Source organism: Peribacillus sp. NPDC101480 (assembly GCF_050277335.1).
In the GTDB taxonomy this organism is placed as follows: domain Bacteria; phylum Bacillota; class Bacilli; order Bacillales; family DSM-1321; genus Peribacillus.
Map to the genome: position 1 here is coordinate 138,913 of NZ_JBNNSB010000003.1, position 21,108 is coordinate 160,020.

The following is a 21,108-nucleotide window of genomic DNA, read 5'->3' on the forward strand; positions in this document are numbered from 1 at the left end:
CATGGACGTAAGAAAAATTAGTGCAACCGCTATATTCATTGCCTTATCGGCAGTAGGGGCAATGATTAAAATCCCTTCACCGATAGGGAGCATCGCTTTGGATAGTTTTCCGGCCCTTTTGGCTGCTGTCATACTTGGCCCGGTATCGGGTGCTATAGTAGCTGGGCTTGGTCATATCATTTCAGCGTTCATCGGCGGAATGCCGCTTGGGCCATTCCACTTTTTGATCATGGTCGAAATGGCAGTCCTGGTATGGATGTTTGGCATTTTATATATACACGGAAAAAAAGTAGGCGCATTTTTCCTCTTCTTTATCGGTAATGCCTTCGTTTTAGCCCTGCCTTTCGCATTTCTGATCAGCCCTGGTTTTTACGCGTTATTGGTTCCGGGATTAACGGCAGCGACTGCGGTAAATGTAGTATTGGCTGCCCTTTTACTGCCACGCTTGGAGCCTGTTTTGAAAAAGATGCTTTTTAAAGATGGATTCGTAGAATGAGTGATTCGTTGATTTTGCCATTTTCAGAATCAGATTCATTGATTGTTTCTAGTGATAATAGCGGCGGTATCGGGCTGAAGGAAAAGGACCTTGTCCATATCCCTTATGAGGTCGTTGGCTATTATTCCTTTCGGGTTGCCGTCATGGAGTGTTTGGGAGTTGGCGGAAGACCCGTATCCGTCGTTCTAAATAATTTCTGCGGTGATGAAGCCTGGGGGGACTTGACCAGGGGTGTCAAAAAGGGGCTGGGTGAATTGGGAATGGAGGACCTTCCGATTACTGGCAGCACAGAAAGTAATATGCCGCTTCTTCAATCAGCACTTGGTCTTATGGTGATTGGAAAGCGAGTGAACGAACGAGTTAAAAAGCAGCATCCTTCACGGAAAATCGCTTTGATCGGCAGGCCGCTCGTTGGAGAAGAAGTAATGGAACAGCAAGATTGGGTCGCGCCATTATCTTTATATAAAAGCCTATGTGAAATGGAAGACGTTCAGGCACTTCCGGTCGGCTCAAAAGGGATAGCATATGAATGGAAGCACCTGGATCAAAGTGGTGAAGGTGTTTCTGTGCATATAAGTGATAAAGTCGATATCGAAAAATCATCAGGACCATCCACCTGCTTCCTCATTGCCTATCCTGAACATCTGGAGAAAGAAATCAAGCACATATCCGGTCCTCTTTTCATTGGAGAATGATGTTCTCATGACTGAATCAGGCATCGAGTTTAGTTCTCAATGAACGGGTTCGATGCTTTTTTCATTAAGATCTTACTTTTATTGATTGTTAGCCATAACAATGGTTTGCTCTTGATCGTTATCATAGCCAAGGCGAAATGGTCCCCACTTATTGCGTTACTTCTCGCTTCCATCATTTTAGGGATTATCGCAGGTATGGATATTCCGGATGTTGCAGATGCTGTTCAGATAGGGATAGGTAATACTCTTCGTTAGTTGGCACTCATTTTCTGTTTAGGTAACATGCTTGGAAAGATGATGGCAATGCCGGTCTTTTTATTGTTGATCGAGGCTTTTGGTGCTTTGTTTGCAAAAGATTCATATGAATTGATTGGAATGCCTTCATTGGAAAGGCAATCATCGCCCCCATGATTTCTGTGGCATTAGGATGCGCTAGAGGTTTTAATAAAGAAGAACTAATCCAATTCATGTCCGCCTGCCTTGTCCCAACTGCGTCCATCATCTTGGTTATCGGGGCGTGCAGTGCATTTAAAATTGTATTGATCACGAGCGGGGTGGATGAAGCCGTTGCAGCTTATGATCCATGTCGCTAAAGATTTAATTTGACAGTCGCACAAAGGTTAAAGTCTTGTACGGTTATGGAAACGATTATATCAGTCGTTTCACTTATCCTAATCTTACTATTGAATTCAATTGTTTAAGAGAAAGGAGCATGTTGTAAATATGGGGCATCCAGGTTATATGATGGGGATAGATATTGGTACGACGAGTACGAAGGTTGTTCTTTTTTCAAAAGGGGGGGAGGTTGTCCAATCTTGTTCGAGGGGATATCCTCTACACAGTCCAACCCCTTCCGTTGCGGAACAAGATCCCGAAGAAATTTATAAAGCGGTCATCATTGCTATAGGCGAGGTTATGATTGCAAGCGGGATAGAAAAGCAAGAACTGGGCTTGATATCGTTCAGTTCGGCGATGCATAGCTTGATCGCCATGGGTAAAGACGGCAGACCGCTGACAAATAGCATTACATGGGCTGATAATCGAAGTGTTGCCTATGCGAAGAAACTGAAGGCTTCGGAACAGGGGGTGCAATTGTATCACAGGACCGGAACACCCATTCACCCGATGTCCCCAATCACGAAAATAATGTGGTTAAAAAATGAGCATCCCGGGATTTTTAACGAAACGGACAAATTTATAGGAATTAAAGAATACATCATCTATAAATTCTTCAATGAGTATGTGATGGATTATTCACTCGCTTCTGCAACGGGCATGTTCAACATGAATGACCTGAAGTGGGATGAAGAGGCACTCACCATTGCTGGAATTGGGGCTGAAAAGCTGCCGATGCTTGTCCCTACAACGCATATCCTCTCAGGCATAAGTGAGGAATTAGCTGCAAAAATGAATATTCAGGCTGGTACCCCGTTTGTGATTGGCGCGAGTGATGGTGTGCTTGCCAACTTAGGGCAAAACGCAATCAAGCCAGGCGTACTGGCAGTGACAATCGGAACGAGCGGTGCGGTAAGGACCGTCAGTGACCGACCGCTTACCGATCCGAAAGGCAGGACATTCTGCTATGCCCTTACTGAGAATCATTGGGTAATCGGCGGACCGGTCAACAATGGGGGAATCACCTTCCGATGGGCACGCGATCAATTGGGCCGTGTGGAAATCGAAAAAGCGAAGGCTTCAGGACAGGACTCCTATGAGATTCTGACGGATATGGCTTCCAATATTGCACCTGGTTCTGATGGGTTGATATTCCATCCGTATATGGCAGGGGAACGGGCACCATTATGGAGTGCCGATGCAAGGGGCTCCTTCTTCGGACTGGCGCTTCATCACACTCGTGACCATATGGTCCGGGCAGTGCTGGAGGGTGTGATGTATAACTTGTACAGTGTCCTTCTTGCTGTTAAGGAATTGACGGGTGCCCCCGAGAAGATCCATGCAAGCGGCGGATTTGTCCGCTCAAAGCTCTGGCGCCAAATCATGGCTGACATATTCAATCAAAACGTGACAATTCCTGAAAGCTTCGAGAGTTCAAGCTTAGGTGCAGCCGTTCTTGGATTATATGCTTTAGGCGAAATCCAAAGCCTTGATGAGGTTGAAGGTATGGTTGGTGAAACGAATGAACTTATCCCGATCGAAGAGAACGTTAAAGTATATGAAGAATTAATGTCGATTTATTTATCCGTGAGCAGGCAATTGGAAGGCGACTACAAGAGAATCGCTGATTTCCAAAGACGTCATTTAGAATGATCTTTAGGGAAAGCACAGATGCATCAGGCACTGTGCTTTTCTTTTTGCCTGGTAATTAAAATGGTAAGATGGAAGAAAACGATAAGGGGAATTTTCAATGGGAGCCAGTAAAACGAATGCAATGCGAATTCTTGATAACAAACGTATAGAGTATGGCATGATGAGTTATGATGCCCGCGACGGAAAAATCGATGGGATCACTGTTGCGGACAAAATTGGAAAAGCGCCAGAAACCGTTTTTAAAACGCTTGTTACCCATAACGGACCGCAGCAGCTTTACGTATTTGTCATTCCTGTAGCCACCGAACTGGACTTGAAAAAAGCAGCCAAGGCCGCAGGTGCAAAAAAAATTGAAATGCTTGCGGTTAAAGATCTGCAAAAATACACAGGGTACATTCGGGGAGGCTGTTCCCCGATCGGAATGAAAAAGCAATACCCGACCTTTATTGACGAAAGTGCAGCAAACCTGCCTGAAATCATCGTAAGCGGAGGAAAGATCGGTACACAGATCGTGTTAAAACCGTCAGAATTCCTGGAGGTCACACAAGCGGAATCTGCTGCCCTAATAAAATAGACTGTTAACCTGTAGGCATTCACCTATTAGTTCATTTCTGCATACGCTGTCTTGAAGATCACATCTGTATTGTGAGGGAGAGTGTGAAAGTGACAGGAAAAGAGATGCATTATTTCGCAGGAGGCAATACGGCTAAAGGTTTTTATAGTTTATATGATTCCAATTTGGCAGGTCTGGAAAGATTGTTCATTTTAAAAGGCGGACCTGGTTCCGGTAAATCGACCATTATGAAAAAAATCGGCCAAGAATGGCTGGATAAAGACTATGACATCGAGTATTTACATTGTTCGTCCGATAATGATTCCATTGATGGAGTGATCATTCCCGCTTTGAAAATCGGACTCGTGGATGGGACCGCGCCGCATGTGATTGAGCCGAAGGCACCTGGGGCCATTGAGGAATATGTCAATCTAGGGGCTGCCTGGAATTCCCAGCAGCTGGCTTCTGAAAGAGCGGCCATCATAAGATTGACGAATGCGAGAAGCAAGAGTTTCGAGAAGGCATATGCCCTATTTGCTGAAGCATTGAAGATACATGATGAATGGGAAGACATTTATAAAGCAAATATTGATTTCGCTAAATTGAATGGGTTGACCAATAAATTGATAGAAGGCTTTTATAGAGATATAACCCTTAATAAGAAGTCGGATGTTCGTCACCGATTCTTAGGGGCAGCTACACCAAAAGGTGCAGTTGATTTCATCCCCAATATTACTGAGGGAATACAAAAACGGTACTTTTTAAAGGGACGTCCAGGATCCGGTAAATCAACGATGCTGAAGAAGATTGCAAAGGCTGCGGAGCAAAGGGGCTTTGATGTGGAAGTATATCATTGCGGATTCGATCCTCATAGCTTGGACATGGTAATCGTCCGGGAGGTAGGAATCGCCATTTTTGACAGCACATCACCGCATGAATATTTCCCGAGTTGTGAAGGTGATGAAATCATAGATATATATAAAACAGCTATCCTGCCTGGAACAGATGAAATTTATGCCGATCAGATAAAGGATGTTTCCACCAGGTACCGGACAAAAATGAATGAAGCGACAGCAAATCTGGCTAAGGCGAAAGAGCTGCATGACGAACTTGAAAAGATTTATGTAAAAGCAATGGACTTTACAGCCATCGATGACATTCAAAGAGACATCCAAGAACAGATCATTGAACGGGCACAAGATGTCGATAGCCAAACGATTCTGCATTAAGAAAACAAACTGCACCTATTTTAATTAGGTGCAGTTTATTTATATACATAAGACTATTTTTTAACGACGGAAGTCACACAAGAATAGAGACGGGTTTGTTAAACGTGTTTATCCACGTCCTTTCGGTTAAAATAGGGATTATATTGAAAAAAAGGAGCCGGTTGAATTGATAAAGACGATTGCGATTGATATGGACGGAACATTGTTAAACAAAATGCAAAAGGTCAGTGAGGAAAATAAACACGCTATCCAGAGGGCGCAAAGTGAGGGAGTGGAAGTGATCATTGCTACTGGAAGATCTTATGTGGAAGCAAGGTTCGCTTTAGATGAAGCAGGCATCGTATGCCCTGTCATTTGTGTAAATGGTGCTGCACTCTTCACGGAGGATGGAAATATTGCCGCTTCCAATCCAATGTCAGCTGCCACTGCTAAAATGGTCGCTGGATTCCTCGAAGAACAAGGGATTTATTTCGAAATATATACGAGTCAGGGAATTTATTCTAAAGACTATGAAAACGCAATATCTGTTTTGGTTGATGTATTCGTTACAGCCAATCCGGACATTGACCCTGAGAATATGCGGAAATATGCGGAGGAGCGTTTACAGCTTGGACAGGTAACTTCCATTTCCGATTATTCCGAGTTATTCAGCCGTTCGAATGAGGAATATTATAAAATTCTCAGCTTCTCAAAGGATTTAAATTTATTAAATGAAATTGCTTCGAAATTGGAAGGACAGGGAGTTACAGTCACTTCATCGGGACGTGAAAATGTGGAAATCATGAGTGAAACAGCTCAAAAAGGTACGGCACTTGAAACATATGTGAATGGAAAATCCGGATCGATGCAGGAAACGATGGCTATTGGGGATAATTATAATGATGTATCCATGTTTGAACGGGTAGGTTTGTCTGTCGCAATGGGAAATGCCCCGCTCGAAATAAAAAAACTGTGTGATGAAGTAACAGGCAAGAATGATGAATCCGGTGTAGCGGAGGCCATTTTAAAGGTACTTAAACAGTCAGCCTATTAAACTCATGAATCGAAGGGAGAAAGACTTTTGAAAAAATTGCTCTTATTTTTCCTTATGGCTGCATTGATTTTAACTGGTTGTAACATGAATGATGATGACACTGAAACCGAGCCGAATCCTGACAAGGAAGTGACGGGCACTTTAGGCGAAGATCCGGATGTGCTGGTAACGAACTTGCATGCCCCATGGTCGATTCAGAAGAATGGGGACACAATGTATGTTTCGGAGCGGACAGGAACTATCGTTGAATGGGACAAGGGTAAGATGACACGGCAAAAGGTCAACCTAAAAAAGACATTGTCGTCAAAAGCGGAAGCTGGGTTGCTTGGATTTTTATTAGCTCCCGATTTCTCTAAGAGAGGGAAAGCTTTCGCTTATTATACGTATGAAGAAGGCGGGAATCTCATCAATCGAATCGTCATTTTAGAAAAAAATGATGATGAGTGGCATGAGATGGAGACCTTAATCGACGGAATACCAAGCGGGGACTTCCACCATGGCGGCAGGATCAAGATTGGTCCGGATGATAAGCTATATGCAACGACAGGTGATGCAAGAAGGGCTGAGATCGCACAGGACACAGATTCTTTAGGCGGGAAAATTCTGCGCATGAACCTGGATGGCACCATTCCGAACGATAATCCTTTCGCGAATTCATACGTCTATTCATACGGTCACCGCAATCCACAAGGCCTTGCTTGGGATGAAGCAGGACAGTTGTATGAAAGTGAGCATGGAGATTCGGCTCACGATGAATTAAATAAAATTGATCCGGGTAAGAACTATGGCTGGCCAGAGATACAGGGCGATGAGCAAAAAGCTGATATGGTAAAACCATTGATTCATTCCGGTGAAAATACATGGGCTCCTTCTGGCATGGCCTATTTTGACGGAAAGCTCTATTTTGCAGCCTTAAGGGGCGAAGCGCTTAAAAGTTATGATGAAAAAAACGGAAAACTGACTAATATCATTACGGGCTCAGGAAGGATACGCGATGTATTCGTTGATGAAAAATTTCTTTATTTCATAAGCAACAATACGGACGGCCGAGGAAATCCTGATGAAAAGGATGATAAGCTTTATCGTTTGCCGCTATCTCAGTTAAATATGCCTTGATGTAATCAATCAGGAGAAAAGAAGCATATAAAAGGAAACCTCGCTAATAGCGGGGTTTCCTTTTTGGTTTATGTCCTTTAAAATCACGAGTAAAAGCCCCAAACTCACGAGTATTTGCGTGGAATTCACGAGTAAAAGCCCCGAATTCACGAGTATTTCCTCCAAACTCTCAAATAATAGCCCCAACCTCCTGAAAAGAGGTTTTTTCTTGTTGTGTAGGAAGTGATGGAGAAGCTTAGGAAACAGTGTGTCTACGATTATTTTCGTTCATCCGAAGGCTAGACATTTTTACTGAATAGGTGTATAGTTACCTAGGTAACTACTTTACAGGAGGAATACCTTTGTCCTTTCAAAATGGTTTTTTTCATCATAACTTACAATTTTCAAGGTCATTTACGAAAAAGTTAAATGAACAATTGGCCAAGGTTGATCTTTATCATTCCCAATGGTCGATTGTATATTATCTGAGTCAGTTCGGCTGTTCTACGCTTGTTGAAATAAGCACTTATTTAGATGTGGAGAAACCGACGGTAACCAGGACGGTAAACCGATTGGAAGAACTTGAGTTGATTGAACAAGTTCCTGGAAAAGATAAACGGGAACGGAGAATACAGTTAACGGAGTCAGGTTTAAGGACTTATCAAGAGGCCAAAAAGGTAGTTGAGGAATTTGAACTTCAATTAATGAGCGGTTTGGCTGAAGAAGACCGGGAGGCAACGTTACGAACGTTGATTTTCCTGAAGGAAAAATTAAAACATTAGTAAGGAAGAAGGATTGAAATGAATCAAAAACCGAAATTGTGGACGAAAGACTTTCTGATTGTTTCGTCTGCGAACTTTTTTCTATTTTTAACTTTTTATGTCTTGATGGTGACATTGACCATTTATACGATAGATAATTTTCATGCTTCGCAAGCACAGGCAGGGCTTGCTTCAAGTATCTTTGTTCTCGGTGCTGTGCTTGTCAGACCGATTGCAGGGAAAAAAATTGACAAGATCGGCCGCAGAAAGATGTTGCTTGGCTCGTTGGTGCTATTCCTGATTGCATCCATTGGCTATTTCCTGGTGAATGGTTTATCCCTCTTATTGATTGATCGGCTTATTCACGGTTTTGCTTTTGGCCTTGCCACTACGGCAACTGGAACGATTGCTGCAGATATCATTCCGAATGAAAGACGCGGGGAAGGCACAGGTTACTTTGCCATGAGTACAAACTTGGCAATGGCTTTCGGTCCGTTTATTGGATTGCTGATAACACAGCATTTCAGTTATTCCATCATTTTCTATGCAGCCTCTTTATTTGCCGCGTTTTCTTTAGTTGCATCGTTATTCATGAATGTGCCTGAAGGGGAAAAGGTCGGAGCTTCACCACAAAAAGGATTTAAAATCAGTGATTACTTTGAAAAAAGGGCACTTCCCATTGCCGTTTTTATCGGATTTGCCGGATTTACCTATTCGAGCATCTTGTCCTATTTAACGTCTTTTGCAAAGGAAATGGATTTAATGGATGCGGCGAGCTTTTTCTTTGTCGTATTTGCTGTATTCCTTTTGGCGTCCCGTCCGTTTACAGGCCGGATGTTTGATGTGAAGGGGGAAAATGCAGTTATTTACCCATCGCTCTTGCTATTTGCCATCGGTATGGTCATCCTGAGCCAATCCCATCATGGTATCACGCTTCTGATTGCCGGCGCCTTTATCGGAGTGGGTTATGGTACGTTCCAATCTAGCAGTCAAGCGATTTCCATCAAGGAAGCCCCCTCAAATCGGATGGGATTAGCCACATCCACATTTTTTACAATGTATGACTTCGGTATTGGTGTGGGCCCGTTCCTATTGGGATTCCTTATTCCATATACAGGGTTCAAAGGGTTATTCATAGGAATGTCTATCTTTGCGTTCATACTTATTGGCATTTATTACTTGGCGCATGGAAAAAAAGCCTCGGCAAGAGTGAAAATGCAGCATGAGGAACGCTTGTCTGCTTAATTTTTTGAATATGATTGTATAAAATGAAGAATTTTGGGGATGCTTATATTATGATTGATTTTCCAAAAGTATCCCCCTTTTCTCCGCCTGTATCCCACAGGCGTTTTTTTTTATGCCATAAACAAAGAAAACCGCCATATTGGCGGTTTCTTTAAAACTTATAGGTCCATAATCTTTCTTTGCGGATCCAGTCTAGAAAATCGGCATCCTGATTTTCGAATTTTTCTTTCCAATCGATCACCATTGCCTGAGTTTGCGAACGGTGGGCAGTGAATGTGGCTACCTTTTTTTCTTCGACGGCAGAGATATCATGAATGATGTCAGGTTGCCCTAATTCGTCAATGCAGTTATTCGAGAAGGCGACACAATGAAGTTTAGGCCTCTCTTTCACTTCCATTCTTTCAACGGCCCGCACCACAGCCCGTGCTGTCGCTTCATGGTCAGGATGGACACTGTATCCTGGGTAAAACGTAATGATCAATGAAGGGTTCAATTCATTGATGGCATCGGTAAATAATGAAGTCAGCTTTTCATCATCTTCGAATTCAATTGTCTTATCACGCAATCCAAGCATGCGTAAATCTTGGATGCCAATCGCATTTGCTGCATCGATTAATTCCTTTTTACGAATTTTAGGGAGCGATTCCCTTGTTGCAAATGGAGGGTTTCCTAAATTACGTCCCATTTCTCCTAAAGTTAAGCATAAATAGGTGACAGGAGTGCCCGCTTCTCTATGAAGGGCAAGCGTTCCGGAGACCGAGAAGGCTTCATCATCGGGATGTGGGAATATAACTAATACATGGCGTTCTTTTTCCAAGGTATATTTCTCCTTCCGTTCTACTTACAGTGAGTATTGTTATCGGTAAATGGGAGTTTTCATCGGAATTATATGATATATTTCAAGCAAGTTGCCATCATTCAAAAGGAGTGGGACTGAGCTGCATGGAGACAGCAAGCTTTCCGGAAAAATCAAGGCCTGCCAATAGCAATCTTCCTTGTTCATCCATTTCGAAGTGGTTAACGCCTTCTGCATATACCCAGCCAATATTGAGCTTCAAGCCGATGCGGTAGGGTCCATCCCCAACTATCTTCCCATGTTCATACTGTATAAGAGCATTACGAATATAAGCGCCTGCCGAAAAGAAAGCTTCATCTACATGAGTGGCATAGGCACCATTTGTCGTTTCAAGGTGAAGATATACATCTTGTCCTGCGAAAGAATCAATGGCATTTTGCACCTCTGTACGGTCTATAGGTTTCATACTATAATTTCCTCCTTAACTGGGCGGCTAGATAAGCTTTTCCTTCTTTCTATTTTACTAAATAAAAACGAAAAAAGCGAAAAAGGCCGCTCGATGAATTTGAGCGGCCATTAAACTTGATGTTTTATTTTTGTGTTTTTTCAGCGATTCCATATTTATGGTATGCACCATGATTGACAGGTCCAACATAGTCATTCATCTTCCAAGAATGGCGAACGGCCTCGGTGATGAAGTCTTTAGCGATGAGGATAGCCTCACGCGGGCTTTTACCTTCAGCCAATTGAGCTGCAATGGCTGCTGAAGATGAACAGCCGGCACCATGTGTATTGGTCGTTTCGATTTTTTCTGATTCTAGGATTTCAAATTCAGTTCCGTCATATAAAAGGTCAATGGCTTTATCATGATCCAGCTTATTACCGCCTTTGATCAAGACATATTTTGCACCAAGTTCATGAATCTTTTTGGCTGCAGCCCTCATATCGTCAATCGTCTTGATAGGCGCAGTTCCCGCTAACTGAGCGGCCTCGAACAGGTTTGGCGTGACTACAGTTGCACGTGGAACAAGCAGTTCGCGCAGAGCTACAGCCGTTTCAGGGTGCAATACTTCATCTTCACCTTTACATACCATAACTGGATCGATTACGACCTTGTCCAGCTTCAACTCGTCTATTTTACGGGCAACAAGTTCAATGATTTCCACTGATCCAAGCATTCCCGTTTTCATGGCATCGATGCCGATTGATAGAATCGTTTCGATTTGGGCTTCTAAAACCTCGACCGGTGTAGGGAATACATTATGGGACCAGCCATTCTTTGGATCCATCGTCACGATTGTCGTTAAAGCGGACATACCGTAAACGCCGAATTCTTGGAATGTCTTTAAATCTGCTTGAAGACCCGCACCGCCGCTCGAATCCGATCCGGCAACTGTCATAGCTCTTTTCATAGTCATTATGTGACCTCCTCAGGAGAATTAGATTTCGATATTATCAGCATACCAGTTAATATCCTATTTTTAGAATATACCAAAATTTCTTTTATGTAAAACTTAGTTTTCACCTTAATATGAGTACCTTAAGAAAGGTAATGAAATGGCCACGCATGAGTCATTTTTTCGGACATGGAATTCAGAAAATAAAATGGGTGGGTGGCCTGCTTTTTAGCTTTTGATCCTACTTTCCATCTTTTGATATGCAAAGCAAAGTTTGTAAAGGTGTCATTATTTTCAAAGTTGATTTAAAATATTTAAATATAGTGGGATACATTTAGTATAGCTTTACCGTTCGATGCTGGATTAAACCCAAAAAAGGGAGGGAGATTTCTATGGAATGGACAATGTTGCTTTTAGCTGGTGGGAAATCAAGCCGTATGGGCGTGAATAAGGCCCTGTTGTCCATAGGTGGCATTGTGAACATTTCAAGAGTGGCATCCGAATTGAAAAAGGTGTCAGAAAACATTATGGTCATTACGAATACAGTTGAAGAATATCGTTTTCTGCAGCTGCCGCTAATTCCGGATTTACATAAAGATCAAGGACCTCTTGGCGGATTGCATGCAGGGTTGACCTCATCGGAAACGGAGCTTCAATTCCTTGCAGCCTGTGATATGCCGTTTGTGAGTGCAGATGCCATAAAGGATATCATATCCAATTATGAACCTGAATTCGACGCAGTCATTCCAGAAATAAATGGCAGGCTCCAGCCGCTTTTTGCTGTTTACCATAAAAGATGTCTTCCTGTACTGACGGACTGTTTATTAAAACATGAATTGAAAATGAGACTATTTTTGGAAAAGATTTCGGTGAAAATCATGAAAGAAACCGAATTTAAGTTATATCGCGAGAATCCTGAACATTTTCACTACCTTTTTTTCAATATGAATACGATGGAAGATTATCAAGAGGCAGGTTATATTGATCGAACTGAATTATATATAAAGGATGGTAGACATGAATTATAATATTTCAAAAGAGCCGATTGTCATCCAGGAAGTGATTGATAAAGTAGTCAGTCGAAATGCGGGTGCCGTCACGACCTTTATTGGTACGGTGAGGGAAATGACGAAAGGAAAAAAGACTCTCTTCCTAATATACGAAGCGTATGAACCGATGGCCATCAAGAAATTGGAGCAAATCGGATCAGAGATCAAGGAGCGTTGGCCTGATGCAGAAGCGGCTATCACCCATCGTGTAGGTAAACTTGAAATCACGGATATCGCAGTGGTTATTGCCGTTAGTACGCCACATCGGAATGATGCATATGAGGCAAACAGGTATGCGATTGAAAGAATTAAAGAAATCGTCCCGATTTGGAAAAAGGAACACTGGGAAGATGGGGAGACATGGGTCGGAAACCAGTTGGAAACCGTTCCATATCCAACGGGGAAGCCTGAAGAGGAGGATATTGATGATTAATGTACTTTTATTTGCCCAATTGAAAGATGAGCTAGGTAAAGAGACTGTTACTATAGAAGGAAATGGAATGAGTGTGGCCCAGCTAAAAGGAAAACTGAAGGTGGATTTTCAATTGGAAGGTCTTGAAACCGTGATGACAGCTGTCAATGAAGAATTTGCCGATGATGACACAATTCTATCTGATGGAGATACTGTAGCTTTCATTCCGCCAGTAAGTGGAGGCTAAAGCATTTGGAAGGGAGGGTTCACGGTGAAAGAGCGATTTTCAAGGCAGACTTTATTCGCCCCCATTGGTGAAGGGGGCCAATTGAAAATTATGAAGAAGCATGTATTGCTTCTTGGTGCAGGGGCTTTGGGATCTGCTAATGCCGAGGCCCTTACTCGTGCAGGAGTAGGGAAGCTTACCATTGTCGACAGGGATTATGTCGAGACCAGTAATTTACAGCGCCAACAAATGTATACGGAACGGGATGTCGAGGAGAAACTGCCAAAGGCAGAAGCGGCAAAGCGTCATTTATTTGATATCAATCATGAAGTTGAAGTGAATGCCATCATCATGGACGCAACTGCCCAGAACCTCGAGCAGCTGCTTGGTGATGTTGATTTGATCATGGATGCAACCGATAATTTTGAGACACGGATGATAATTAATGATTTATCACAAAAGCTTCATATACCATGGATTTATGGGGCATGTGTGGGGAGTGTGGGGATGACTTTGACGATCCTTCCCGGACAGACACCATGTTTGCACTGTTTGCTGAAAGCGATCCCCATTCAAGGTATGACCTGTGACACAGGAGGAATCATATCACCAGCAGTAACGATGGTAGTGGCACACCAAACTGCCGAAGCTTTGAAAATCCTTGTAGAAGATTGGGAATCTGTACGGCCTGCACTTGTTTCTTTTGATCTGTGGAGAAATCAATACCAAACCGTTAAATTGACAAAAGCGAAAAAGAAAGATTGTCTCTCATGCGGGGAGCAGAGGACATATCCCTTTTTAACAATGGAGAATGCAACGAAAACGGCTGTTCTTTGCGGGAGGGATACTGTACAGGTAAGACCGCCAAAACCTTTGAAACTGCAACTCGAGAAATTAGCCAAGGATCTGGACGGCAGCGGCTATTTGGTGAAATTCAATCCATTTCTTCTCTCTTGTGAAAAAGCTGGGGAGCGTATCGTCATTTTCAAGGATGGACGGGCGTTGATACACGGTACGAAGGACATGGTCCATGCAAAGGCCACGTACCAAAGAATCCTGGGATAATGATTATAAAAAACGAGGCCCCCGGTTAAGGAGCCTCGTTTTTTATGAATTCATATAGGGTTTTAGTGTGTAACCCCGTCTTTATTGTCTTGTTTGGAAGCGACGATGACTACTTTTCCTTCGTCAAGAACTTCCTCGTAACGTTCTGCCTCCATATCACTAAGGCCAAGGTTGCTCATTCGATTACGAAGTTCATCTCCGCGTGATTTAAAGAGATTTCCGACGGTATCAAGGAAACCTTGTTCCTTCATGCCTACACCTTCTGTATTTGTATTCTCGGTAAGGTGTTTTGAACGGGTTTTATCATGGGCAAACAAATATACATCGTCTTTCGTATAACCTGATGTAACTAATTCATCGATTTTTTCCTTTGCTTGTAAACCGTTTTCTACTACATGTACTTGATACATATAAACTCCTCCTTGAATTTCAGTGAGATTCTCTTGAAAATAGGTAAATGGAATCTTGCTTATTACAGTTGTTGATTGGCTATAGTAGTATATAACCTTGTTTGGGCACAGATAAACATTTTTATCGAAGAATATTTAGTAAGTGGTGAAGCGGAATACCTTTTGAATGCGGTAGGTCAAGTATTTGAAGACAGGCAGTTTCTTTTGGTATTCACTGTAATCCACCGTGTAGGTTCCGTTTTGATTTGTCCAAAGTCTTTGAAAGTAGCTATCGACATCCTTGGAAACGCCGGCATCATTTGAAGCATGGATTTCAACATTCGCTTCAAGATTATAGTCATCTAGATTGCGGGAGGTATAATTAGCCGATCCTCCAAGGATAACCGTTTCATTAGCCTTTTGGATCATCATCAATTTTGTATGGAACTGTTCTTTATCTGTTTTGTACCAGCGGATCGAGATGTTTTCATCCCCCAGTTTTTCAAATTCGGCGGCAACCGGAAGGTTGGGAAGCCCGATTTTCTCACTTCCGAAAGCGTTTTGATTCGGATCCAATATCATTTGAATCTTCACACCCCGTTCAGCTGCATCCGTTAATGCCTCGACAACCTCGCGATCGGCAATGTAGAACATGGCAAGATGGATCTTGTCCCCCTTTTTTGCATCCTTAATTGCCTTAAGGACATGTTTATTGATTTTTCCTTCCGTTAGCAGTTGTACCGATATCGGTCCTTTATCTGCCGATGTCCCTTTGAACTCAGGAAATGACTTTGGTCCTCCCGAGAATTTCGAAGCGGCTTCTTCGGCTTTAAGAAAATCGCCGATGATATTCCCATCCATCTGGAACGCGATATTGGAATGGAATCCACTTGCGTCATGAGGATTGGCAGATGAGATGATGGCCGTTTTTTCAGTAGCGACCACTTTTCTGTGATTGGCTTTGATATTCATCAGTCTAAGGTAAGAACGCAAGGTGACCTTTGGTGCGCTTTTGGCCATTGGATTCACAATCCAGCCTTTTCCGCTTTCACCGAACCATTGGAAAAAGGTCCGATACACACCTGAATAGAGAGGATTCGGATCCCGGAGGCGGTCTAAGTTGGTAACAATGACATCAATTCCATTTTTCTTCATCGTTTCCAATGCCTCTAATTGGTAGGCATTATAGGAAGTATTCACTTCATCTGTAATGAATATAACCTGGAGATCAGGTTTCCTTTTCTTCTGTTTCACCAGATTATCCTTCAGAGTCTCGGTTAACTTCGGGAAGTTTATCTTTTCATCATAAAAAGCATTAAACAAAAACATATCGATTACGATATAAGAATCAGCCTCTTCTATCGCTTGATTTATGGTTTGGAAAATTCGCTGCTCATGTTGCAGATTCCCTTGTTCATCGTGATAGGAAAGGTCATAGATGAAATCGATATCCTCGACATGATGAACTTTTCCTTCATAAGAAATACCATCGGGGAGAGGCTTGTAGCTGTTATAGACGATTACGATTGCAATGACGATCAAAATGCTGACAAGCAGATAAAATCGTTTTCTTTTGTACCATTTTTTCATAGGGAATCCTCCAACATGGTTAAATTGCTTGCTAACTTTCTATTTTCCCACTTTGGGGTATATAGAAACATACATCGTAATCTATGGAAAAGGCAAGGCGATTAAGTTTGATATAATATAGTTTCAAAAAGTGGAAAGGGGCTGTGGCAGATGGAAAAGCAGTTATTGACAAATGATTGGTGGCCTCTATTGAAAGAGGAATTCAAAAAAGAATATTACCAGGAGCTAAGGGAATTTATAAAGCAAGAGTACAGCCAGCAAGTTATTCATCCTGATCAGGACGATATTTTCAATGCGCTTCATTATACTCCTTATGAAGACGTAAAGGTTGTCATCCTTGGACAGGACCCTTACCATGGCCCTGGTCAAGCGCATGGCCTTAGTTTTTCAGTTAAGCCGGAAGTTCGCATCCCACCCTCTTTAAGAAATATCTTTAAAGAGTTAAACACCGATCTAGGCTATGAGGTTCCGGATAATGGTTACCTTGTTGAATGGGCAAAACGGGGAGTGCTTCTATTGAATACCGTCTTGACTGTGCGTGAGGGAGAGGCGCACTCACACCGCGGAAAAGGATGGGAAATCTTTACGAATCAAGTTATTCGCCTATTGAATGACCGTCCGAAACCGGTTGTATTCATCCTGTGGGGAAAACCTGCTCAAACCAAAATCCCTTTAATTGATGAAACCCGCCATAAAATCATTAAGTCCGTACATCCAAGTCCGCTGTCGGCTTCCCGTGGTTTCTTTGGCACAAAACCTTTTTCCAAAACAAATCAATTGCTGTTGGAAATGGGGGAATCCCCAATTGATTGGAAAATCACGAACTGATGATATGGGCAGGAAAACGAAACGGGTGAATTGTATGGCGTGCAGTCATTTCTATATAACTTGGGATCCCAGTTTTCCAAAGGGCTGCCGTGCTTTTCAATTCAAAACATCAAACCAGCCTTCTCTTGATGTCTTTCATTCTTCAGGACAGCCATGCTTGAAATTTCAAGCCAAGCCAATGAAAAGGTAGGAAATATGCAAGGTGTTTTCTTCTCTGATTTTTGCTATGCTAGTTATGATAGTTTTGACCTGTATATAGACGAGGTGGTAAAGTTGGATATTTCATCAAGACAAATGTTAGATAAAATCGAAGAGCTTGTTTTAAAAGCGAAACAGGCAAATGCAGAGGATAAGGTGCAGGGGTATGTAATCGCCATTAAGTCCCTTTGTGAAGTAATGGTGGATGAAAACGCGGTGAACATCAGCATACCGAAGCCAATCACATTGACCCAGCCCGTTATGTCGGCTACACCGAATGTAGAACCGGTTAAAATGGATGAGGCCAATGGGGAGTCCTTGTTCGATTTTTAAATTAGGGAAGGGGAGCGAAATAATTGAAACTGTTCATCATTTTAGGTGCATTGAATGGGTTTATTGCTGTGGCACTAGGTGCATTCGGTGCACATGGACTGGAAGGGAAAATTCCCGATAAATATTTAGAAACCTGGCAAACCGCTGTTCAATATCAAATGTTCCATGCGGTGGGTTTATTGGTACTCGGTTTATTGGCCGGGAAAATTTCAAGTCCGCTGATCAACTGGTCCGGCTGGCTTATGTTAATAGGAATTATCCTGTTTTCCGGAAGTCTATTCGTTCTAAGCGTTACGCAAATCAAAGTCCTAGGGGCCATCACACCGCTTGGCGGAGTTTCCTTCTTGGTTGCTTGGGTCTTAATGATCGTTGCTGCATATAAATACTTGTAATGAAGGTAGCTGATCTTCTTCGGTCAGCTCTTTTTTGGGAAAAAGTCATTCCAATATAAGAAGAGCCTCAGAATCAAATAGATTCTGAGGCTCTTCTATATAGGATTTTTTTACCTTGGCGAATAGGTGGTAAGCCCAGTGCCTCCAAATGGATATTCATATTCGATTTCTTCATCAAACGTTATATAATCTAAGTATACCATCGGGATTAAGTATCGTTTTCCCGTTTGAGGATCGCTTATGATTAAGTGATCGCGTCCTGCAGCCTCGATGATTCCTTTGAAGATCTTGGCATTCCATTCCTTGTTGTTTTCAAACGTTGTATAAACAGTGGCCAATTTCCCTTTATTCAAACGCAAGATGTTCTCGATGTACGACTGTTCGACCGGAAGCATGCCAGGTATCTGTGGTCCGGAAGGGGGTTGACCCATCGTCATCGGCACTTGTTGTGGCGTGCCTGCCATAGTGGGCTGTTGTGGCTGGTATGATGGCTGTTGGTATCCTTGCTGTTGGTAACCTTGTTGCGGGTAACCTTGTTGCTGGTTAGGATTTTGCTGCCTTAGTTCAGGCTCATTATTTTCATAGGGGTAATAAGGGCTTCCTCCGTACGGATAATTACCATAAGGATTATTTTGTGACATTGCATTCCCTCCTAAATTCAAGGTTTAGTTGATGCTGTGGAATTTGGACAATCCGAGAGAGTGGACTGGAAGAAACAGTGCGATTTATAGCGACCGGTAGTATTGTATATGTTTTCTGGACAATCCCCGGGTGGCTTAAAAAACCACAATGAATGTTAAGCGATACATAACGGCTGCCGTTCATGATAAGCCATATCCTCTTGTCGGCTAATTAATAGAAGTAACGTTCCTTCACCTCGCTGGAGTCAGGAATTGCCTTGATCAATTTTCCTGAAGCTGAATGGGACTGTGAAAAAATGAATTCATCACTATTGAAAATGTATGGGATATGGATTGAATTTATTCCAAAGCCGGGAAAAAATAAGGAGGGGACGCAAAAAAAGCCTCCGGAAACCGGAAGCTCATCGTCTTATACGTATAGGAATGAAGGTACGTTTTCTTCCGGCAGGATATTGCCTACAAAGAAAGAACCAAATGCAGCGTAACGTGCACTCACTTCATCAAAACGCATTTCATAGATTAATTTTTTAAATTGAAGGACATCATCTGCGAATAGTGTTACGCCCCATTCATAATCGTCAAAACCGACAGAACCCGAAATGATTTGTTTCACTTTACCTGCATAACTGCGGCCAATCAAGCCGTGGGAACGCATTAAGCCTTTGCGCTCTTCCATGGAAAGCATATACCAGTTATCATCGCCATCACGACGCTTGTCCATTGGATAGAAGCATACATGTTTCGCTTTTGGAAGTATCGGATAAAGTCTGGAACGGACATGAGGGTTCTGGTATGGATCCTCATCATCTCCGCCAGCTAAGTAATTGCTTAATTCCACGACGGAAACGTATGAATAAGCGGGAATTGTATATTCGGCAAGCTTCGTTTTGTTGAATTCGTTTTCAATTGCATTCAATTCTTCCATGGTTGGGCGGGCAAACATAAGCATGAAGTCCGCTTTCTGACCAACGATTGAATATAGGGCATGGCTGCCTTCATTGTCGCTTTGTGTCATATTCCATTTATCCAGTAAACCTTGGAACTCTGAGATGGCTAATTGGCGTTCGTCACTTGATAACGTTTTCCAAGAAGACCAGTCAATTAGACGGAAATCATGTAAACAATACCAGCCGTCCAGTGTTTGTGCTGCTTCACTCATTACGATCACTCCTAAGTCTTATTATAACTTTAATATAACATAGTTTCAGTATAAGGAAATTTATATCAACCCGCAAACACCATCACTGTTTTCCGGCGTTCTGCAAATTTCAGATTTGCGGATTGGAAGGGACCGAAGTGGCTGGAATTTACCTGGCTCCTAGAGTATTCTTAAAAGAAGACGGCAATGATTTTCATCGAATGGTTAAATATAAAAAAAATGGGGGAAACGTATCTAAAAAGGAGGAATAGCCAATGGGTGATTTATTTGAAATATTGGAATCGAAAATTATGGGGCATAATTTAAAGATCGTTTTTCCAGAAGGGTTGGATGAACGGATTTTGGGAGCGGCAGGCAGGCTTGCCAAAGCTAAACTGGTGACACCTGTATTGATCGGGGATATCGGGTTGATTCAAGAGAAGGCAAAAGATTTAAAGATCTCCCTTGATGCAATCGAAATATATGATCCGAAGAATTATATCATGATGGATGAAATGGTAGAAGCATTCGTTAAGGTCCGTGATGGTAAAGCGACCGATGTACAAGCGCGTGAAATCTTAATGGATGAGAACTATTTCGGTACCATGCTCGTCCAAATGAAACTGGCACATGGAATGGTCAGCGGCGCAACTCATTCGACTGCCGATACGGTTCGGCCCGCCCTAAGGATCATTAAAACAAAGCCAGGCGTCCAAAAAACATCGGGAGTATTCATCATGGTCCGGGATGAAGAAAAATATGTGTTCGCGGATTGTGCCATCAATATAGACCCCGATTCCCAGGACCTGGCTGAAATTGCTATAGAAAGTGCGAAGACTGCACTAATGTTCGATATCGAACCGCGTGTGGCGATGCTGAGCTTTTCGACGAAGGGATCCGCAACATCCCCCGAGACCTTAAAAGTGGTTGATGCTGTCGATTTGGCAAAAGAAATGGACCCTGAAATCATCCTTGATGGGGAATTTCAGTTTGACGCGGCCTTCGTTCCTTCAGTAGCAAGAAAAAAAGCACCGGATTCCCTTATTCAGGGGGATGCGAATGTTTTTATTTTTCCAAGTCTCGAAGCAGGGAACATCAGCTATAAGATGGTACAGCGCTTGGGCGGCTTCGAAGCGGTCGGTCCGATCCTTCAGGGCCTGAATCGTCCGGTGAATGACCTTTCGAGGGGATGCAGTGAAGAGGATGTATATAAACTGGCTGTCATTACAGCGGCACAGGGGTTTGTGGCGCAGTATCAATAGGCAGCTTGAGGATTAAA

27 protein-coding genes are annotated in these 21,108 nt (G+C 42.6%); 20 read left to right on the plus strand and 7 right to left on the minus strand.

The window, feature by feature from the left end:
- Nucleotide 1 precedes the first annotated feature (1 nt).
- From ACQKMF_RS11920 to ACQKMF_RS11975, 12 genes are all read left to right on the plus strand, one after another.
- Entirely contained in the window at nucleotides 2-496 is a 495-nt protein-coding gene (locus ACQKMF_RS11920) for an ECF transporter S component (protein WP_427573347.1), read from the plus strand.
- Nucleotides 493-1,191 (plus strand): ATP-binding protein, encoded by a 699-nt coding sequence (locus ACQKMF_RS11925; RefSeq protein WP_427573350.1) that lies wholly within the window; start codon nucleotides 493-495, stop codon nucleotides 1,189-1,191. The genes ACQKMF_RS11920 and ACQKMF_RS11925 overlap by 4 nt, the downstream gene beginning before the upstream one ends.
- 39 nt (nucleotides 1,192-1,230) lie before the next feature.
- Nucleotides 1,231-1,446, plus strand: a complete 216-nt coding sequence (locus ACQKMF_RS11930) for a hypothetical protein (protein ID WP_427573352.1) — start codon at nucleotides 1,231-1,233, stop codon at nucleotides 1,444-1,446.
- Between the two features lie 128 nt (nucleotides 1,447-1,574).
- Nucleotides 1,575-1,784 (plus strand): hypothetical protein, encoded by a 210-nt coding sequence (locus tag ACQKMF_RS11935; protein WP_427573755.1) that lies wholly within the window; start codon nucleotides 1,575-1,577, stop codon nucleotides 1,782-1,784.
- Between the two features lie 9 nt (nucleotides 1,785-1,793).
- Nucleotides 1,794-1,892 carry a hypothetical protein gene (locus ACQKMF_RS11940; protein WP_402943234.1) on the plus strand — a complete coding sequence of 33 codons (99 nt, stop codon included), beginning with the start codon at nucleotides 1,794-1,796 and terminating at the stop codon, nucleotides 1,890-1,892.
- Between the two features lie 22 nt (nucleotides 1,893-1,914).
- Nucleotides 1,915-3,459 (plus strand): gluconokinase, encoded by a 1,545-nt coding sequence (gene gntK, locus ACQKMF_RS11945; RefSeq protein ID WP_427573355.1) that lies wholly within the window; start codon nucleotides 1,915-1,917, stop codon nucleotides 3,457-3,459.
- 97 nt (nucleotides 3,460-3,556) lie between these two features.
- Nucleotides 3,557-4,033 carry a Cys-tRNA(Pro) deacylase gene (ybaK, locus tag ACQKMF_RS11950; RefSeq protein ID WP_101223884.1) on the plus strand — a complete coding sequence of 159 codons (477 nt, stop codon included), beginning with the start codon at nucleotides 3,557-3,559 and terminating at the stop codon, nucleotides 4,031-4,033.
- 89 nt (nucleotides 4,034-4,122) lie between these two features.
- Nucleotides 4,123-5,241 carry a PRK06851 family protein gene (locus ACQKMF_RS11955; protein WP_101223883.1) on the plus strand — a complete coding sequence of 373 codons (1,119 nt, stop codon included), beginning with the start codon at nucleotides 4,123-4,125 and terminating at the stop codon, nucleotides 5,239-5,241.
- Between the two features lie 166 nt (nucleotides 5,242-5,407).
- Nucleotides 5,408-6,274, plus strand: a complete 867-nt coding sequence (locus tag ACQKMF_RS11960; RefSeq protein ID WP_101223882.1) for a Cof-type HAD-IIB family hydrolase — start codon at nucleotides 5,408-5,410, stop codon at nucleotides 6,272-6,274.
- 27 nt (nucleotides 6,275-6,301) lie between these two features.
- Nucleotides 6,302-7,390, plus strand: coding sequence for a PQQ-dependent sugar dehydrogenase (locus ACQKMF_RS11965; RefSeq protein ID WP_427573360.1), 1,089 nt, complete (start codon nucleotides 6,302-6,304; stop codon nucleotides 7,388-7,390).
- A gap of 341 nt (nucleotides 7,391-7,731) precedes the next feature.
- Nucleotides 7,732-8,151 carry a MarR family winged helix-turn-helix transcriptional regulator gene (locus ACQKMF_RS11970; protein ID WP_427573363.1) on the plus strand — a complete coding sequence of 140 codons (420 nt, stop codon included), beginning with the start codon at nucleotides 7,732-7,734 and terminating at the stop codon, nucleotides 8,149-8,151.
- An 18-nt stretch (nucleotides 8,152-8,169) separates the two neighbouring features.
- Nucleotides 8,170-9,375: an MFS transporter gene (locus ACQKMF_RS11975; RefSeq protein ID WP_402943245.1), complete on the plus strand. Its 1,206-nt coding sequence runs from the start codon at nucleotides 8,170-8,172 to the stop codon at nucleotides 9,373-9,375.
- 151 nt (nucleotides 9,376-9,526) lie between these two features.
- Here ACQKMF_RS11975 and bshB2 read toward each other — a convergent pair whose 3' ends face one another.
- The 3 genes from bshB2 to pdxK all read right to left on the minus strand — a co-directional run bounded on the left by bshB2 (nucleotide 9,527) and on the right by pdxK (nucleotide 11,589).
- A complete protein-coding gene (gene bshB2 / locus ACQKMF_RS11980; RefSeq protein ID WP_402943248.1) occupies nucleotides 9,527-10,192 on the minus strand; it encodes a bacillithiol biosynthesis deacetylase BshB2 in 666 nt (221 codons plus the stop codon).
- Nucleotides 10,193-10,289: 97 nt separating this feature from the next.
- Nucleotides 10,290-10,637, minus strand: a complete 348-nt coding sequence (locus tag ACQKMF_RS11985) for a YojF family protein (RefSeq protein ID WP_096339115.1) — start codon at nucleotides 10,635-10,637, stop codon at nucleotides 10,290-10,292.
- A gap of 124 nt (nucleotides 10,638-10,761) precedes the next feature.
- Entirely contained in the window at nucleotides 10,762-11,589 is an 828-nt protein-coding gene (gene pdxK, locus ACQKMF_RS11990) for a pyridoxine/pyridoxal/pyridoxamine kinase (protein WP_230176092.1), read from the minus strand.
- Between the two features lie 371 nt (nucleotides 11,590-11,960).
- Here pdxK and mobA point away from each other — a divergent pair, with 371 nt between their 5' ends.
- Genes mobA through ACQKMF_RS12010 form a run of 4 tightly spaced genes read left to right on the plus strand, consistent with a single transcriptional unit; the run spans nucleotide 11,961 to nucleotide 14,320 of the window.
- Nucleotides 11,961-12,596, plus strand: coding sequence for a molybdenum cofactor guanylyltransferase (mobA, locus tag ACQKMF_RS11995; protein WP_101223879.1), 636 nt, complete (start codon nucleotides 11,961-11,963; stop codon nucleotides 12,594-12,596).
- Nucleotides 12,586-13,050 carry a molybdenum cofactor biosynthesis protein MoaE gene (locus ACQKMF_RS12000; RefSeq protein ID WP_427573370.1) on the plus strand — a complete coding sequence of 155 codons (465 nt, stop codon included), beginning with the start codon at nucleotides 12,586-12,588 and terminating at the stop codon, nucleotides 13,048-13,050. Before mobA ends, ACQKMF_RS12000 begins: the two co-directional genes overlap by 11 nt.
- Nucleotides 13,043-13,276 carry a molybdopterin converting factor subunit 1 gene (gene moaD / locus ACQKMF_RS12005; protein ID WP_402943257.1) on the plus strand — a complete coding sequence of 78 codons (234 nt, stop codon included), beginning with the start codon at nucleotides 13,043-13,045 and terminating at the stop codon, nucleotides 13,274-13,276. The genes ACQKMF_RS12000 and moaD overlap by 8 nt, the downstream gene beginning before the upstream one ends.
- Nucleotides 13,277-13,300: 24 nt before the next feature.
- On the plus strand, nucleotides 13,301-14,320 hold the full coding sequence (locus ACQKMF_RS12010) for a MoeB/ThiF family adenylyltransferase (protein WP_402943260.1): 1,020 nt from the start codon (nucleotides 13,301-13,303) through the stop codon (nucleotides 14,318-14,320).
- A 62-nt stretch (nucleotides 14,321-14,382) separates the two neighbouring features.
- On the opposite strand, the gene ACQKMF_RS12015 is transcribed toward ACQKMF_RS12010, so the two are convergent.
- A complete protein-coding gene (locus ACQKMF_RS12015; protein ID WP_053536921.1) occupies nucleotides 14,383-14,730 on the minus strand; it encodes a general stress protein in 348 nt (115 codons plus the stop codon).
- Nucleotides 14,731-14,865: 135 nt separating this feature from the next.
- Nucleotides 14,866-16,299 (minus strand): phospholipase D family protein, encoded by a 1,434-nt coding sequence (locus ACQKMF_RS12020; RefSeq protein ID WP_402943263.1) that lies wholly within the window; start codon nucleotides 16,297-16,299, stop codon nucleotides 14,866-14,868.
- Nucleotides 16,300-16,449: 150 nt separating this feature from the next.
- Here ACQKMF_RS12020 and ACQKMF_RS12025 point away from each other — a divergent pair, with 150 nt between their 5' ends.
- From ACQKMF_RS12025 to ACQKMF_RS12035, 3 genes are all read left to right on the plus strand, one after another.
- Complete coding sequence (locus ACQKMF_RS12025; RefSeq protein WP_427573375.1) at nucleotides 16,450-17,127, plus strand: uracil-DNA glycosylase; 678 nt, start codon at nucleotides 16,450-16,452, stop codon at nucleotides 17,125-17,127.
- 273 nt (nucleotides 17,128-17,400) lie between these two features.
- The gene (locus tag ACQKMF_RS12030; protein WP_427573378.1) at nucleotides 17,401-17,658 is read left to right on the plus strand and encodes a YwdI family protein; all 258 of its coding nucleotides are present in this window, start codon (nucleotides 17,401-17,403) and stop codon (nucleotides 17,656-17,658) included.
- A 23-nt stretch (nucleotides 17,659-17,681) separates the two neighbouring features.
- On the plus strand, nucleotides 17,682-18,050 hold the full coding sequence (locus tag ACQKMF_RS12035; protein ID WP_137017372.1) for a DUF423 domain-containing protein: 369 nt from the start codon (nucleotides 17,682-17,684) through the stop codon (nucleotides 18,048-18,050).
- 110 nt (nucleotides 18,051-18,160) lie between these two features.
- On the opposite strand, the gene gerQ is transcribed toward ACQKMF_RS12035, so the two are convergent.
- Together gerQ and hemQ are read right to left on the minus strand one after the other, a co-directional pair.
- Entirely contained in the window at nucleotides 18,161-18,691 is a 531-nt protein-coding gene (gerQ, locus tag ACQKMF_RS12040) for a spore coat protein GerQ (RefSeq protein WP_230176097.1), read from the minus strand.
- Between the two features lie 409 nt (nucleotides 18,692-19,100).
- The gene (hemQ, locus tag ACQKMF_RS12045) at nucleotides 19,101-19,850 is read right to left on the minus strand and encodes a hydrogen peroxide-dependent heme synthase (RefSeq protein ID WP_101223873.1); all 750 of its coding nucleotides are present in this window, start codon (nucleotides 19,848-19,850) and stop codon (nucleotides 19,101-19,103) included.
- Between the two features lie 254 nt (nucleotides 19,851-20,104).
- On the opposite strand from hemQ, the gene pta reads away from it, so the two are divergent.
- Nucleotides 20,105-21,091 carry a phosphate acetyltransferase gene (gene pta, locus ACQKMF_RS12050; protein ID WP_427573383.1) on the plus strand — a complete coding sequence of 329 codons (987 nt, stop codon included), beginning with the start codon at nucleotides 20,105-20,107 and terminating at the stop codon, nucleotides 21,089-21,091.
- Nucleotides 21,092-21,108: the final 17 nt, after the last annotated feature.

What these genes read in the sequence shown, in the direction of transcription:
- ACQKMF_RS11975 (WP_402943245.1), top strand. Translation starts at nt 8,170, where the DNA reads ATGAATCAAAAACCGAAATTGTGGACGAAAGACTTTCTGATTGTTTCG.
- ACQKMF_RS12015 (WP_053536921.1), bottom strand. Translation starts at nt 14,730, where the DNA reads ATGTATCAAGTACATGTAGTAGAAAACGGTTTACAAGCAAAGGAAAAA.
- mobA (WP_101223879.1), top strand. Translation starts at nt 11,961, where the DNA reads ATGGAATGGACAATGTTGCTTTTAGCTGGTGGGAAATCAAGCCGTATG.
- ACQKMF_RS11985 (WP_096339115.1), bottom strand. Translation starts at nt 10,637, where the DNA reads ATGAAACCTATAGACCGTACAGAGGTGCAAAATGCCATTGATTCTTTC.
- ACQKMF_RS12000 (WP_427573370.1), top strand. Translation starts at nt 12,586, where the DNA reads ATGAATTATAATATTTCAAAAGAGCCGATTGTCATCCAGGAAGTGATT.
- gerQ (WP_230176097.1), bottom strand. Translation starts at nt 18,691, where the DNA reads ATGTCACAAAATAATCCTTATGGTAATTATCCGTACGGAGGAAGCCCT.
- pdxK (WP_230176092.1), bottom strand. Translation starts at nt 11,589, where the DNA reads ATGACTATGAAAAGAGCTATGACAGTTGCCGGATCGGATTCGAGCGGC.
- ACQKMF_RS11925 (WP_427573350.1), top strand. Translation starts at nt 493, where the DNA reads ATGAGTGATTCGTTGATTTTGCCATTTTCAGAATCAGATTCATTGATT.
- ACQKMF_RS12020 (WP_402943263.1), bottom strand. Translation starts at nt 16,299, where the DNA reads ATGAAAAAATGGTACAAAAGAAAACGATTTTATCTGCTTGTCAGCATT.
- ybaK (WP_101223884.1), top strand. Translation starts at nt 3,557, where the DNA reads ATGGGAGCCAGTAAAACGAATGCAATGCGAATTCTTGATAACAAACGT.
- gntK (WP_427573355.1), top strand. Translation starts at nt 1,915, where the DNA reads ATGGGGCATCCAGGTTATATGATGGGGATAGATATTGGTACGACGAGT.
- moaD (WP_402943257.1), top strand. Translation starts at nt 13,043, where the DNA reads ATGATTAATGTACTTTTATTTGCCCAATTGAAAGATGAGCTAGGTAAA.
- pta (WP_427573383.1), top strand. Translation starts at nt 20,105, where the DNA reads ATGGGTGATTTATTTGAAATATTGGAATCGAAAATTATGGGGCATAAT.
- ACQKMF_RS12025 (WP_427573375.1), top strand. Translation starts at nt 16,450, where the DNA reads ATGGAAAAGCAGTTATTGACAAATGATTGGTGGCCTCTATTGAAAGAG.
- hemQ (WP_101223873.1), bottom strand. Translation starts at nt 19,850, where the DNA reads ATGAGTGAAGCAGCACAAACACTGGACGGCTGGTATTGTTTACATGAT.
- ACQKMF_RS11920 (WP_427573347.1), top strand. Translation starts at nt 2, where the DNA reads ATGGACGTAAGAAAAATTAGTGCAACCGCTATATTCATTGCCTTATCG.
- ACQKMF_RS11930 (WP_427573352.1), top strand. Translation starts at nt 1,231, where the DNA reads ATGAACGGGTTCGATGCTTTTTTCATTAAGATCTTACTTTTATTGATT.